The 14,305-nt window shown below is 69.6% G+C and carries 14 protein-coding genes; 7 read left to right on the top strand and 7 right to left on the bottom strand.

The window, feature by feature from the left end; genetic code table 11:
* Window positions 1-15: 15 nt before the first annotated feature.
* Together AB0H56_RS06855 and AB0H56_RS06850 are read right to left on the bottom strand one after the other, a co-directional pair.
* A complete protein-coding gene (locus AB0H56_RS06855) occupies window positions 16-2,067 on the bottom strand; it encodes an acyltransferase family protein (RefSeq protein ID WP_357159186.1) in 2,052 nt (683 codons plus the stop codon).
* Between the two features lie 152 nt (window positions 2,068-2,219).
* Window positions 2,220-2,723, bottom strand: coding sequence for a GtrA family protein (locus tag AB0H56_RS06850; protein WP_357158369.1), 504 nt, complete (start codon window positions 2,721-2,723; stop codon window positions 2,220-2,222).
* Window positions 2,724-3,070: 347 nt separating this feature from the next.
* On the opposite strand from AB0H56_RS06850, the gene AB0H56_RS06845 reads away from it, so the two are divergent.
* From AB0H56_RS06845 to AB0H56_RS06825, 5 genes are all read left to right on the top strand, one after another.
* A complete protein-coding gene (locus AB0H56_RS06845) occupies window positions 3,071-3,766 on the top strand; it encodes a phosphodiesterase (protein ID WP_357158366.1) in 696 nt (231 codons plus the stop codon).
* 318 nt (window positions 3,767-4,084) lie between these two features.
* Window positions 4,085-5,455 (top strand): ATP-binding protein, encoded by a 1,371-nt coding sequence (locus tag AB0H56_RS06840; RefSeq protein ID WP_357158363.1) that lies wholly within the window; start codon window positions 4,085-4,087, stop codon window positions 5,453-5,455.
* A 61-nt stretch (window positions 5,456-5,516) separates the two neighbouring features.
* Window positions 5,517-6,380, top strand: a complete 864-nt coding sequence (locus AB0H56_RS06835) for an ABC-2 family transporter protein (RefSeq protein ID WP_357158360.1) — start codon at window positions 5,517-5,519, stop codon at window positions 6,378-6,380.
* Window positions 6,373-7,206 carry an ABC-2 family transporter protein gene (locus tag AB0H56_RS06830; RefSeq protein ID WP_357158357.1) on the top strand — a complete coding sequence of 278 codons (834 nt, stop codon included), beginning with the start codon at window positions 6,373-6,375 and terminating at the stop codon, window positions 7,204-7,206. Before AB0H56_RS06835 ends, AB0H56_RS06830 begins: the two co-directional genes overlap by 8 nt.
* A 2-nt stretch (window positions 7,207-7,208) precedes the next feature.
* On the top strand, window positions 7,209-8,198 hold the full coding sequence (locus AB0H56_RS06825; protein WP_357158354.1) for an ATP-binding cassette domain-containing protein: 990 nt from the start codon (window positions 7,209-7,211) through the stop codon (window positions 8,196-8,198).
* Window positions 8,199-8,204: 6 nt separating this feature from the next.
* Here AB0H56_RS06825 and AB0H56_RS06820 read toward each other — a convergent pair whose 3' ends face one another.
* Complete coding sequence (locus AB0H56_RS06820) at window positions 8,205-8,525, bottom strand: hypothetical protein (protein WP_110039425.1); 321 nt, start codon at window positions 8,523-8,525, stop codon at window positions 8,205-8,207.
* 345 nt (window positions 8,526-8,870) lie between these two features.
* On the opposite strand from AB0H56_RS06820, the gene AB0H56_RS06815 reads away from it, so the two are divergent.
* Window positions 8,871-9,401, top strand: coding sequence for a DUF4254 domain-containing protein (locus AB0H56_RS06815; RefSeq protein ID WP_357158351.1), 531 nt, complete (start codon window positions 8,871-8,873; stop codon window positions 9,399-9,401).
* Between the two features lie 4 nt (window positions 9,402-9,405).
* Here AB0H56_RS06815 and AB0H56_RS06810 read toward each other — a convergent pair whose 3' ends face one another.
* From AB0H56_RS06810 to AB0H56_RS06800, 3 genes are read right to left on the bottom strand one after another with little or no spacing between them, the layout of a single operon-like run.
* Window positions 9,406-9,720 (bottom strand): hypothetical protein, encoded by a 315-nt coding sequence (locus AB0H56_RS06810; RefSeq protein WP_357158348.1) that lies wholly within the window; start codon window positions 9,718-9,720, stop codon window positions 9,406-9,408.
* Complete coding sequence (locus AB0H56_RS06805) at window positions 9,721-10,869, bottom strand: acyl-CoA desaturase (protein WP_357158345.1); 1,149 nt, start codon at window positions 10,867-10,869, stop codon at window positions 9,721-9,723. It abuts the gene before it with no gap.
* 35 nt (window positions 10,870-10,904) lie between these two features.
* Window positions 10,905-11,996: a ferredoxin reductase gene (locus AB0H56_RS06800; protein ID WP_357158342.1), complete on the bottom strand. Its 1,092-nt coding sequence runs from the start codon at window positions 11,994-11,996 to the stop codon at window positions 10,905-10,907.
* 170 nt (window positions 11,997-12,166) lie between these two features.
* Between AB0H56_RS06800 and AB0H56_RS06795 the strand changes: the two genes are divergently transcribed.
* Complete coding sequence (locus AB0H56_RS06795) at window positions 12,167-12,787, top strand: TetR family transcriptional regulator (protein WP_357158339.1); 621 nt, start codon at window positions 12,167-12,169, stop codon at window positions 12,785-12,787.
* 125 nt (window positions 12,788-12,912) lie between these two features.
* Here the strand turns inward: AB0H56_RS06795 and AB0H56_RS06790 are convergent, their stop codons facing one another.
* Window positions 12,913-14,247 (bottom strand): MFS transporter, encoded by a 1,335-nt coding sequence (locus AB0H56_RS06790; protein ID WP_357158336.1) that lies wholly within the window; start codon window positions 14,245-14,247, stop codon window positions 12,913-12,915.
* Between the last annotated feature and the right edge of the window lie 58 nt (window positions 14,248-14,305).

Genomic DNA, 14,305 nt, shown 5'->3' with positions numbered 1-14,305 from the left:
CAGCGGCGATCGCGACTACCACCAGCCGAGGACGGGCTGTAGTGCCCGGCCGAGTGGTCCGGCCAGGGAGCGGGAGTAGCTCGCGGTGAGGTGGTGTTCGTCGTGATAGATCAGGACGTTTCCCTCGGCCACCGAGCAGAGGGCCGGTTCGCAGACCGCGTCGCTCAGGTCGATCGGGAAGACGCTGGGGAAGGCCGAACTCGGGGCGAGGGCGGGGTTGACCGGGGCGAGGGCGTCCGCGCGGCGCATGCCGCAGGTGATGCGGTCGCCGCCGGCCGCCAGGCAGTCGGTGGCCTTGTAGCGCACGGTGCCGCGGCGCAGCCAGGGCGTGTCGCGGATCGCGACCACGTTGAGGCCGCGATCCGACAGTGCCGCCCACACGGCGAGGTAGTCGTCGGGGGTCTCGTCGCCGCCCTCGTCGCGGGGACGGGTCCCGGTGGTGAACACCCAGTCGGGGCGTTCGGCGCCGAGGCGGTCGATCACCTCGGCCGACCAGTCCCGGCAGTCCGGGTTCGGCTCGCCCATGTACAGGGCGTCGGCGGCCAACGTCAGCGGGCAGCCCATCTTCAGGTACACCTGAACGCGGAACGCGTGTTCGTCGGCGAGGACCTGCAGGGCCGGGAGCCAGTGCTCGGCATGGGAACTACCGACCAGGGCGAGGGTGCGGTCGGCCTCGGGATCGCCGTAGGTACACGTGACGACTTCGCGGGTGTCCCAGTCCGCGATGCAGCCGTCCCGGGTAGGTGGCGGGACGTCGGCGGCGGCCTCGAACAGCGTCGGCCGCAACGGTTCCACCGAGGTGGGCACGCCCGAGGCCAGGGCCTCGGCGCCGGGATAGCGCTGCGGGTTCTGCGTCTCGGCCACCGCCGCCGGGCTCGCGCGCAACGCACTCTGCCAACCGACGGTGATGACGGTCGTGACCGCGAGCAGCAGCCCCACCACGACCCAGACCGCACGGGTCGCCACCCCGCGTCGCAGCGGGAGTTCGACCCAGCGGTGGGTGAGCCAGGCCAGCACGAGCGAGATCCCGATCACCGCACTGCCCTCGGCGAGATCCGCGTGCGCGCTGCCGCTTTCGGCGAGGCAGAAGATCAGGACGGGCCAGTGCCACAGGTAGAGCGGATAGGCGTGGTCGCCGAGCCACCGCATGACCGGATGCGCCAGGATCCGGGTTGGCCACGGCCGCTCGGCGGGCGAGAGACGGGTGGCCGACAGGACCACCGCCGCGGTCGCGGCGACCGGCAGCAGCGCGGCCGGTCCGGGAAAGCGATTGGCGCCGTCGACGATCAGCCAGCCGCACAGCACCACGCCCGCGAGCCCGGCCGCGGCCAGCACACCGCCCACCCGGCGCGCGAGGACGACGTGCGGTGCGAGGACGGCGAGTCCGGCTCCGGCCAGCAGCTCCCAACCGCGCGCGAGGGTGTCGTAGTAGTTCCAGCCCTGGTGTGTCGCGGTGCCGGACGCCGCGTAGCCGAACGAGGCGAGCCCGGCCGCGACCACGACCGCGCCGAGCGCGAGGCGGGTGCGATCGGTGCGCCCGCACAGCCAGGCGAGCACCGCCACCCCCAGCAGGACGCCCACATAGAACTGGCCCTGCACCGACATCGACCACAGGTGCTGCAGCGGGCTGACCGACGGGTCGGCGGCCAGATAGTCCGACCATGTCCACGCCAGCTGCCAGTTCTGGAAATACAGCATCGACGCGAGAACCTGTGCGGCCGTGGACGACCACTGCGTATACGGCTGCCACGCGATCGTGGCCGCGACGACCGCGGCGAGCACCACCGCCATCGCCGGCACCAGCCGCCGCGCGGTCCGCCGCACCACCGCCCACGCCCAGCGCGCCCCCGCGCGCTCGGCCCGCCGCAGCACCAACCCCGTGAAGAAGAAGCCCGACAGCACCAAGAACACGTCGACGCCGCCGGAGACCCGGCCGAACCACACGTGGAAGACGACGACCAGCGCGATCGCCAGTCCGCGCAAGCCGTCCAGGTCGTCCCGGTGAACCGAAGGGGTGGAACGGCTCTCGGCGCGGGCGCGCACCGCCCCGACGCGCACACCGGTCATCGCCGTCGGCTCCCGCTCGTCGAGATCGGCTCGGGCACTGGCGAACCCGAGTTTCGGCGACGGGGAGATGACCAGCACATGACTAGTCTCCTACCACGCCCTCCGCCGCCGGGTCCATTCGCGACCGACCGACCGGTTCAGCGCGACGACGCTCAGAAGACGAAGCCGCGCAAGGCCAGAAAGCGCAGCCCGCCGACCGCGGCCATGACGGCGAGCACGGCGCCCGCCTGCGCGGCGTCGGCGAGGCCCGGCGCCCAGAAGTCCAGGCAGGCCAGCGCCGCCGTCGTGGCGAGCAGGCCGAGCAGCGCCAGCCCGCCGCCCTCCCACTGCGCGGTGAACCAGCCGACCCGGCCGGCCGCGCGGAAGGTGAGCCGCCGGTGCAGTTCGTTCGCGACCACCGTGCTGACGACCGATCCGGCGACATTGGCCACCAGCGCGCCGGTCCCGTGCAGCGCCAGGAACAGCAGGACATAGGCGATGTTGCTCAGACCCCCGACCAGCGCGAAGCGGATCAGCTGGGCGAGGACGTGCCCGCCGTTCAGGTACCGCACCGCGCGAACGAACCGGCCAGGGTAGGCGAAACCCGCGACAGGCCACAGCGCGGACAGGTCGGCGCCGGGGAGCACTCCCTGGCGGGTCAGCGGCAGCGTGGTCATGGTTTTTCCGATCGAGCGCGGGGTCGTCGTCGCCGGTGCGATGACACGACTGACTATACGTAGATGTATACGTACACGCAAGATCGCGGGACGGCCCCCGGCGCGCCGGACACCTGCCCGCCGAACTCCGCGCCGCACCGGATTCGGCGTTTATCCGGTTCCCCAGCGGGCAAGCGCACGTCGTTCACCCGAGCGACCCGCCGGGCCACCCGGCCGGCTCGCCACCGCGAAAGGAGAAGTGCTGTGTCCACACGTGCAGGCGACAACCGGCCGCACCTCGGGCCGGGTCTCGGCATGATCGAACTCGGCGTGCTCCTCGGCCGCCGGGCCACGGTGGGGCGGCGCCCGTGATCGACAAGCAGACACTCACCGACCTCCCGAATACCCTGGTGCGCACCGTGTTCGAGACCGGAGCGCGGGTCCGGCACGCCAGGGTCTTCCATCCCAGGGGCGTCCGCCTGGCCGGGCGCTTCCACGCCACGGGCGACTTCGAGCCGTTGTTCGGCACGGGCGAGCGTGCCGTCATCGCGCGGCTGTCGAAAGGATTCGGCGCTCCGGGCGGGGTCCCCGATGTGCTCGGCCTGGCCTTTCGCGTGCTCGATCACGACGACCACCCGTGGGATTTCGCCCTGGCCACCACCGGGCGCGGCGCCCTGGGCCGGTTCGTCGTCACCCCGGCCCGCGGCTGGGCGGGCGCCCGTTTCGGCTCGCTCATGCCCTACCGATTCGGCGGCGGATCCCCGGTGTGGGTGTTCGCCGACCCGCTCGACAGCAACGACCTCCCCGCGGTCGCCTCGCTGCGGGCACTGAACGACCACCTCGACCACGGCCTCCTGCGTTTCACCCTCACCGCCGACGGCCTCGGCCACCCGCCGGCCACCCTCGGCGAACTGGACCTGCGCCGCGCCGAGCCGGGCGAGCACCGCACCGACTTCTTCGACCCGGTCCTCAACCGGCCCGCCGGTGTCGACCTGGTGCCGAACCTGGTCAACCGCGTCCGCGAAGCCGCCTACAGCGGCAGCCGACGCGGGCGCGAGGACTGAAAGCCCCGGCACCACGGTGACCGCCCTCGGCTCGCATCCGGGCAGCAGCTGCGGCTTGAACTGAGGGAAGCCGCCGTGACCTGCGGCGACGACCGGTCTCGGCGGCCCCGTGTCCGATTCGGGCGGTGCGCTGCCGGAGGGCCGGTGCGGGCCGGGTAACCTTCCCCCTCATGTGGACAATTCTCGCCATTTCCGTGGTCAGCTCCGTGATCATCGCGATCCTCTTCGCGACCGGCTTCCCGGAGCACTGAGCGACATCTCGTAGCTGACCCGTTGCTGTTGACCCGCGCCACGCGGGTCGGGTGAGAAGATCGCTGGGTGCCGACCAGTAGCCAGCCCAGTGCGCGGTCCGATGACGGCCGCTCGTTCGTGATCGCGGATGCCACCGGCAGCGCGCTCGTCGCGGGGTCGCTGGCGGTGATCGCCGCCGACGGACGGCGCCAATTGGTGCTCGTCGAGGATCGGTCCGAGACCACACCGGTCCGGTTGCGCGGCAGGCTGATCGGCGAGGTGGCCGAGAACGGTATCGACACCCGCGCCGGATATCCCTTCGCCGACGGCACCGTCGAACTCGTCGACGCGGCCACGGTCCAGACCCTGCACGACACCACCGGCGCGGTGCTCGAGGTCGGCGTGAACCTCACCCCACCCGGCGGACCCGCCCGGCTGCTGCCCCGGCGATTCAACCGGCACACCTTCTGGTGCGGTCAGAGCGGCTCCGGCAAGACCTACGCGCTCGGCGTGGTGCTCGAGCAACTGATCGCGCACACCGCGCTGCCGGTGGTGATCCTCGACCCGAACTCCGATTTCGTCCGGCTCGGCGAGCTCGATCCCGCCGCGAGCGGACCGACGGCCGCGGCGCTGGCCCGGCGCGACATCCAGGTCCTGCGCCCGCGCGGCGACAACCCTTTGCGCGCCCGCTTCACCGAGCTGCCGCTGCCGTCCAAAGCCGCTGTCCTGCGGATCGACCCGATCGCGGACCGCGAGGAGTTCAACGAGCTGATCCACCTGGCCGACGAGCTCGCCGCCGCCGAACTCGACCAGGCACTGCCGAACCTGCTGGTGTCGGAGTCGGCGGCGCAGCGCCGACTGGCCCTGCGGATCGAGAACCTCGGTCTGCTCGACTGGGAGGTCTGGGCACGCGGCGACCGCGCGGTCACCGACGTGATCGCGCGGCGTCCCGACGCGACGGTGCTCGACCTCGGCGGATTCTCCACGGCCGCACAGCAGCTGGTGGTCGCGCTGGCGCTGCTCGACGAGCTGTGGGCGCGGCGCGAGGAACGACGGCCGGTCCTGCTGGTCATCGACGAGGCGCACAACCTGGCCTCACCGCGGCTGGAGTCGCCGATCGCGGTCGCGGTGCGGGAACGGCTGATCCAGATCGCCGCGGAGGGGCGCAAATTCGGGCTGTGGCTGCTGCTGTCGACCCAGCGGCCGTCGAAGGTGCACCCCGGCATCATCTCCCAGTGCGACAACCTCGCGCTGATGAAGATGACCTCGCCGGTCGACCTCGCCGAGCTCGGTACCTACTTCGGGTACGCGCCCTCGGCGCTGCTCGGCCGCTCCCCCTGGTTCCGGCAGGGCGAGGCGCTGTTCGCCGGCGGTTTCGTCCCCGCGCCCGCCCTGGTGAAGGTGAACCAGCGCATCACCCCGGAAGGCGGCGCCGACGTGGGAGTGCCGCTGCGCTGACCGGTCGCGATGGTGCCGTTTTCGTCCGGATTCGCCGGAAACGGCCTAAAGTTGACTGATTGTGTGGGGCGATGTCGAGGGGAACGGACGAGTCGCCCTCGCCGTGTTCCGTCGGCGCAGGCCGAGCACTGTCGGCGTCTACTGGAAACTGGCGCGCGCCGGATTCAAACGGCAGGCCCAGTACAAGCTGGCGATGTTCGCCGGGCTGTTCACCAACTGCGTCTTCGGTTTCGTGCGCGCCGCCGTCCTGGTCGCCGCGGTCCGCGCCGCCGGTGATTTCGGTGGCTACACCGAGGGAACCATCGGCGCCTACGTGTGGCTGTCGCAGGCGCTGCTCGGCGCGACCCAGTTCATGGGACCACCGCTGGACCTGGTCGACCGGATCAAATCCGGCGACGTCGCCATCGACTTCCTGCGCCCTGTCGACATCCAGCTGAGCTACCTCGCCACCGACATGGGCCGTGCCGCCTGCACTTTCCTGCCGCGCGGCGTGCCGAGCATCATCATCGGCGCGGCCACCTTCGGGCTGTCGATGCCGACGACGCCGCTCGCCTACCTGCTCGGGCTGGCCAGTGTGTTGCTCGCAGTGGCGCTGTCGTTCCTGTGCCTGTTCGCGGTGGCGCTGATCGGGTTCTGGGTGGTGGAGATCCGCGGGATCCGGGTGCTGTACCAGATCGTCGGCACCTTCCTCGCCGGGCTCTTCGTCCCGGTCCACATGTTTCCCGACTGGTTGCGCGTCGTCGCGATGACGACGCCGTTTCCGTCCATCCTGCAGGCCCCGATCGATACGCTGTCAGGGCGGGCCGCCGGGACACAGGCGTTGACCACCGTTGCGGTGCAGTGCTTCTGGGTCCTGGCGATCGGACTGCTCGGCAGGGTGTTGCTGCGGGCGGGACAACGCAGGCTGGAGGTACAGGGTGGCTGAACCGGATTCCGCGCGCATCGTGGCCGGGACCTGGTTCACCCCCTATCTCGCAGTATTGCGTTCGCGTGTGAAAGCACAGCAGGTGTACCGGCTCTCGTTCGCCAGCGAGGTGTTCAGCGCCTTCCTGATCGGCCTGGTCGAGTTCGCCGAGGTGTGGGTGATCTTCCACAACGTGGGCGTGCTCGGCGGGCTCGACACCGACGCCGCTCTGCTGCTCTTCGGCCTGTCCAACACCTCGTTCGCGCTGGCCCAGGTGCTGGTCGGGCATCTGGACTCGCTGCCGACGATGATCCGCATGGGCACACTCGACGCCTACCACCTACGCCCGCAACCGCTGCTGCTGCAGTTGATCACCAGCGACATCTCGCTGCGCAGGCTCGCGCGCGCCGCCGTCGCGGTGATCGTGCTGTCCATCGGGCTGTGGCGCAACGATATCGACTGGGGCATCGCCCCGGTTACCTTGATCGTGATCACCCTGCTGAGTGGAATCGCGCTGTTCTGTGGCCTTTTCGTATGCGCGGCGGGACTACAGTTCTTTCTGATCGACGGTGCCGAGCTCACCAACAGCTTCACCTACGGCGGATCCTTCGCCGCGATGCAGCCCGCTTCGGTGTTCCCCGCGCCGTTGAAGCTGTTGTTCGGGTTCGCGATTCCGGTCGCGTTCACCGCCTACGTGCCGACGATCGCATTGCTCGGCCTGCCGGGGCCGCCGCTGTTGCCTGCGTGGTCGGCGTGGTTGACCCCGTTCGCGGCGGCATGGGTGTGGATATTGGCGTTCGCGGCGTGGCGGATCGGCACGAGGCACTATCAGGGAGGAGGGGGATAGCGATGCACGAGCACAGCACCGAACCGATCATCGACATCGACGACCTCACCCGCCAGTTCACGGTCTACCGCAAGAACGGCAGCCGCTGGCGCAGACATCGCGACACCATCACCGCCGTCGACCGGATGAGCTTCCGGATCGAACGCGGCTCCGCCGTCGGCTACATCGGCGCCAACGGCGCGGGCAAGTCGACCACGATCAAGATGCTCACCGGAATCCTGGTGCCGACCACCGGCACCGTCCGCACCTGTGGGCTGGAACCGGTGCGCCAGCGCAGGGAACTGGCCGCGCGCATCGGCGTGGTGTTCGGGCAGCGTTCCCAGCTGTGGTGGGATCTGCCGCTGCACGAGTCGTTCTCGATCCTCGCGGCGATCCACCGGCTCGATCCCGACATCGCCGACAAGCGCACCCACGAACTGGTCGAACAGCTCGAGATGGCCGACACGCTCGACACCCCCGTGCGCCAGCTCTCGCTCGGGCAGCGCATGCGCGCGGAAGTGGCCGCCGCGCTGCTGCATTCGCCAGAACTGGTGATCCTGGACGAGCCGACGATCGGGCTCGACGTGATCTCCAAGCAGCGGCTGCGCGAGTTCCTGCGGGCCGAGCGGATCGAACGCGGGACGACACTGCTGCTCACCACCCACGACATGGGCGATATCGAACGGCTCTGCGAGCGGGTCCTCGTCGTCGATCACGGCAGGCTGGTGTACGACGGTTCACTCACCGGACTGGGCGCCACCGTCGGCGCGCGCCGGGTCCTCGTCGTCGATCTGGCCGCGCCGACACCGGATCTCGACGACCTGCCGTGCGGGGCGCAGTTGCTCACCAGCGAGGCGGGCGGGATGCGACAGCGGCTGGCCTTCGACGCCGAACACACCACCGCGGCGGCGTTACTGGCCGCGGTGTCGGACCGGGCGAAGGTGCGCGACCTGTCGATCGAGGAACCCGGCATCGAGGACGTGGTGCGCCGCATCTACGAGTCGGCGCGGTGAGCGGGTTCAGCTGGGCGCGTGCGGGTTTCCCGAGTACAGGCTCACTTCGCCGTTCTCCCCGAGGAAGGCGTTGACCAGCATGATCCGCTGTTCGCGCAGGTCGGTGGCCTCGGGCGCGCTGGTGGTGATCGAGATCTGCGGGATGGCGGCCCAGTTCACCACATAGCGCTCGGGCGGGCCCGCGTCGTCGGACAGGCGCGCGATCCGGAACACCGAGATGGCGCGCCGCTCCATCAGGTCACCGACCACGTCGGCGATTCGCTGCGGGTCTTCCAACGCGAACAGGAACCCGAAGGTCAGTTCGGGTGAGGACACATAGGCGGGCACATTTGTCGAGGCTAGTCCATGCGCGCGGATTCGCGGTGGGCTCCGCGGATCCGATTGCCGGAAATGCGCCGCCGCGTCACACCGGAGACGTCCGCCGGTGACTTCGCCGTAACGGTCGATAACGATTTCCACTGGCCCGGCGTTTTGTACACCATACTATTGCGCGGCCACGCCGAATCGCGCTTTCCTGAGAGAGTCCCGATTTCCCGGGTCGTCTTCCTCGCCGCAGCGTCGCGGATATTCGTCGACGCCCGGGTGGGGCTGCGTCGGCGCCGGGGAGTACACGTCCCGAGTCCTCTCCGGCTCCGCGTATCCGCCAGCTCGATATTTCCAGGGGCGTGCACCATGCCGATCGATCCCGGCCTCCGTGTGGATACCGCGCAAATTCCGCCGCCGTCGGCGTTGATCCGGGCCTTCCTGGAACACGGTGGGCCCGAGATCCGGCGCCACCCCGTGCTCGACGCCGCAGGCGGACTCGCCCGCCACCACGAACGCAGGCGTGCCGCGATCGAGACGGCCCGCGTACCGGGAATGCCGAGCAGCCGGGTGGCGGCCTGCGGCAGGGTGATCGACGACATCGATCGCGAGCGGGCAGGCCTGATCGCCCGGATCGACGAGTGGGTCGCGGTCAATGTCGCCCACCGCGCGGGCGCGTCGCTGCACACCGAGACGCTCGGCGCGGTGATCGACCGGATGGCCGCGAAATGGATCGCCGCCCAGCAGGCGCTGGGCGGCGATCCGGTCGAGATGACGACACCGCGGCAGCGGGAGGCACGCACCCATCTGCACTGGTGCCGGTTGGCCGAATTGACCGACGGCTACCGGGACCTGATCACCGATGTCACCGAGCACCGCAGGCGGCTGCCGGTGTGGTGAGGGCTCAGGCCTTGTCGGCCTTGTCGCCGGGGGCGACGTCGGCGTCGGCGTCGGCGTCGGCGAACACCGTCGGCGCCGGCTCGTCGAGGTCGACGGCCCGGCCGAACTCCGGCTCGACGTCGAGATGCTGTTCGGCGTCGCGGCGCGCGGCCGCGGCGGCCTCGTTCATCTCGATCGCGTCGGTGACGAACTCACCGATCTCCCTGGCGACCTCGGCGACGACCCCGGTGATCAGGGCCGCGATATTGCCGACATGCCTGGCACCGGAGGACGTCAATTCCTGGACGAGATCTTTGTTGCTTTCGAATTTCCCGATCATTTACACGCCCACTTCGGTTGCCTTCCGATTACGCACCACGATAACACCGGGCTTGGGCGCCCTCTTGACGAAGCGATCCGGCACCGCCAGCAGGAAGATCTTGGCCCAGACCGAGCCGATCTGCTTCGAGAAACGGCCGGTGTTGTAGGGCAGGCCGTACTTCTCGGCCAGCGCCTTCACCTCGGGCGCCATCTCCGGGTAGCGGTTGGCCGGGATGTCGGGGAACAGGTGGTGCTCGATCTGGTGCGACAGGTTGCCCGACATGATGTGGAACAGCTTGGAGCCCTTGATGTTGGCCGAGCCGAGCATCTGCCGGACGTACCACTCACCGCGGGTCTCGACCTCGGTCTCCTCCTTGGTGAACGTCTGTACACCGGCCGGGAAGTGGCCGCAGAAGATGATCGAGAAGGTCCACAGGTTGCGCACCAGGTTGGCCGCGGCGTTGCCCGCCAGCGTGTGCAGGAACAACGGGCCGGTCAGCGCGGGGAAGACCACGTAGTCCTTGAGGACCTGCTTGCCCGCCTTCCTGGCCTGCCCCTTGAGCAGCGGCTTGAGCTCGGCCCAGGTGCGCTTGCCCTTGATGATGTTGTCGGCCTCGAGGTCGTGCACCATCACGCCCCACTCGAACAGCACCATCAGCAGGAAGGCGTAGAGCGGGTTGCCCAGGTAGTAGGGGTTCCACTTCTGACCCTCGTCGATGCGCAGGATGCCGTAACCGATGTCGCGGTCCATGTCGTGGACGTTGGTGTAGGTGTGGTGCATGTAGTTGTGCGAGTGCTTCCACTGGTCGGCCGGGCAGACCGTGTCCCAGTCGAATTCGCGGGAGTTGATGCCGCGCTCACGCATCCAGTCGTACTGGCCGTGCATGACGTTGTGGCCGATCTCCATGTTGTCGAGGATCTTCGACACACCGAGCGCGGCCACGCCTGCCAGCCAGAACGGCGGCAGGAAGCCCAGGTACATCAGGCCGCGGCCGGCGATCTCGAAGCCGCGCTGGGTCTTGATGATCTTGTAGATGTAGTCGCGGTCGCGTTCGCCGAGATCGGCCTCGATGCGCGCGCGCAGTTCGTCGAGCGCCTGGCCGAGTTCCTCGACCTGATCGGGGGTCAGGATGACCGGGCCGTCTTTGCCTTCGGTGAGAATCGTCATGGCTGTGTCTCCCCTTGGTTGTGTTCGGTCGTCGTCTAGAGGGCGATGTCGACGTCGCCGACAGCGGTGTTCACGCAGATCTGGATCTGCTTGTCGGGATCGGCGTCGAGTTCGCCGGTACGCAGGTTGCGGGTGCAGCCGGAGACCTTGGTCGCCGTGCAGGAGAAGCAGATCCCCATGCGGCAGCCGTACTCCGGGGTCAGGCCCGCCGATTCGGCCTGTTCGAGCAGCGATGCTCCGGTGTTGTCGGCGGCGACGGCGCTGTCGGAGAAGGTGACCGTGCCGGTGGCCTCGGCCGGGTCGGTGGGCACCGTGGTGAGGGTGAACTCCTCGCTGTGCACCCGATCCTCGAGACCCTCGGCCTCGAACAGGGTGCGCACCGCGCGCATCAGCGGCGGCGGCCCGCAGACGAAGGTCTGCCCGCCGGCGAACCACGGCGCCACCCGCTCGAGCTCGTCGTAGTCGAAGAACCCGCTGCCGGTGGAGGTCTCACCGTCGACGACGGTGCCGGGCTCGACCGGGTACCGGTACTCCACGCGGACGTTGGGGCGGCGGTTGGCGATCGCGGTCAGCTCGGCACGGTGCGGCACCAGCTCGGGCGAACGCGCGTAGTGCAGGAAGGTGACCTCGCCGGCGAAGCCCTCGGCATCGAGGGTCCGCAGCATCGACAGTACCGGGGTGATGCCGCTGCCGCCGCTGATCAGCAGCACCCGGTCGGGGCGCCGCTCGGGAAGCGCGAACACGCCTGCGGCCGGCGCCAGGTCGACGACCATGCCGGGCTTCGCGTGCTCGTGCAGGTAGTTCGAGACCAGTCCGCCGGGGTGACGGCGGACGGTCAGCTGGATGAAGCGGTCGCCGCGGCTCTCCGGGTCGATCGGCGAGTAGCAGCGGGTGTGGCGCACACCGTTGATCGAGACGCCGATCTGCACGTACTGGCCCGCGGTGTGGCCGCGCCACTGCCGGGAGGCCCGCAGGGTGAGGGTCACCGAGTCCGGCACGGCGTGCGAGACGTGGGTGACCTCGGCGCGCAGTTCCCTGGCGGTGAGCGCCGGGCTGACGAGCTCCAGATAGCGGTCCAACGGATGCGGCGTCGTCAACGTCTGCACCAGATCGATCAGGCCAACCATGCGTCTTGCCCCTCTGCGGAAGTCCTTCGGCATGCCATTCACATTTCAGTGCACGCCTGTACACTCACTAGTGTGCCGGATGGCCCCGGCCCACTGTCAACCGGCAAAGATGTGAGCCGGGCAACATCTCGAGGGAAGCGACTATGGTGCACGGATGTATGCTCACCGATGTGACTGAGCAGGCAGGAACCCGCAACGAGCGCAAAGCGCACACCAGGGCGGCCCTCCTCGACGGCACCCTGGCGCTGGCCGCCGACCGCGGATTCGCGGCGCTGAGCCTGCGTGAGATCGCCCGCTCGGCGGGGATCGTGCCGACCGCGTTCTATCGCCATTTCGCCTCACTCGATGATCTCGGCGCCACCCTGGTCGACGAGGGCGTGACGGCGTTGCGACTCGCATTGCGCGAGGTCAGGCGCAAACCGGACGCGCATCTGGCCGATACCGTGCGGTTCGTCTTCGAGCAGGTGGGAGCCAAGCGCGCACTGTTCGGCTTCCTCATCCGGGAGCGCCACGGCGGCCCGGCGGCGCTGCGCCAGGAGATCGCGCGGGAGATGCAGCTGATCGTGCGCGAGATCGTGGCCGACCTGTCCCGGCTGCGCGCGCTCGACACCTGGAGCACCACCGAGCTCGAGATCGCGGCCGACCTACTGGTCACCACGGTCACCGACGGGATCGCGGCCTACGTCGCCGCGACACCGCGCGAGGAGGCGGCGGTGGTCGAACGCACCGTCATGCAGATGCGCCTGATCGCGCTCGGCATCGGCGGCTGGGTGCCCAAACCCGCTGACTGAGGGGTGTTTCCGCTGCTGTGGCCGCATGCGGTCCATGGTGTAACACACCGCACACCGGGGACAGCCCGAAACTCAGAGTACGGGCGTACACACAACCCGGGTCGGGCACGCGTAGTGAAGTAGCACTATTTCGCGTGGTGCGCGACGGCGGGCGCGCGCACCGGCAACAGCACGAGCAACCCCGCGGCCAGCACCACGAGCAGCCCGGCGATCCCGGCGCGGTCGCTGTGGAACACCGAGACGAACACGCCGAACAGCGCGGGCGCGAGGAACGACACCGCCCGCCCGGTGGTCGTGTACAGGCCGAACAGCTGACCCTCGCGCCCCGGCGGCGCCAGCCGCGTCAGGAACGAACGCGCCGAGGCCTGCGCCGGGCCGACGAACACGGTGAGGGCGAGCCCGAAGACCCAGAACATCACCGAGCCCGAGACCACGAGCAGCACCACCCCGCACAGCAACATCCCGATCAGCGAGGCCACGATCACCCGCTTGGGCCCGAGCCGGTCGTCGAAGCGCCCCGCCGCGATGGCCGCCGCGCCCGCGACGACATTGGCGGCGATCCCGAACAGCAGCACGTCGGCGTCGGCGAAGCCGTACACCTGCACCGCCAGCACCGCGCCGAAGGTGAACACCCCGGCCAGTCCGTCGCGGAACACCGCGCTGGCGAGCAGGAACCACACGGTGTGCCGGTCGCTGTCCCACAGCTCGCGCACGTCGCGCCACAGCACCCGGTAGGAGCCGAGGAGACCCGCCCGCGCCGCGCCGGGATCGGCGGTGGTGCGCGGCAGTTCGGGCACCGCGAACAGCACCGGCAGCGCGAAGACCGTGAACCAGACCGCGGCCAGCACGATCGCCAGCCGCACATTGAGGCCCTGATCGGTCGGCATCCCCAGCACGCCGCGGCTGTCGCCGTCACCGGCGAGGAACCCCACATAGCAGATGAGCAGCAGCACGATGCCGCCGAAATAGCCCATCGCCCAGCCGAATCCGGAGACCCGGCCGACCGTCGCCGGCGTCGACACCTGGCGCATCATCGCGTTGTAGGGCACCCCGGCCAGCTCGAACACCGCCGAGGCGAAGGCCAGCAGGGCCAGCCCGAGCCAGAGGTCGTGGTAGTCGTCGTGCACGAAGAACATCAGCGACATCGCGCCCACGGTGAGCGCGGTCAGGGTCGCCAGCGCGCGTTTGCGTGAGCCGACCGCGTCGAAGTACTGCCCGCAGACCGGCGCCGTCAACGCCACGACCAAGCCCGCGGCGGCCAGCGCCCACCCCAGCCAGGCACTGGCCGGGGTGTCGCCCGGCAGGTCGTCGCCGACCTTGTCGGTGAGATACACCGAGAACACGAAGGTGAGCGTGACGGCCTGAAAGGCCGACGATCCCCAATCCCACAGTCCCCACGCCACTACCTGCCCGCGTCCGGCCGCCTCGCCGACGGTCGCGGACGCGTTCACCTCGGTCATGGCCGAAGCGTAATGCGCGCCGGCGCGCACGGCAGGACACACGAGCGTTTCGGCATGC

This window comes from Nocardia sp. NPDC050717 (genome assembly GCF_040654275.1).
Lineage (GTDB): Bacteria > Actinomycetota > Actinomycetes > Mycobacteriales > Mycobacteriaceae > Nocardia.
This window is presented reverse-complemented; position numbering and strand designations above follow the sequence as displayed.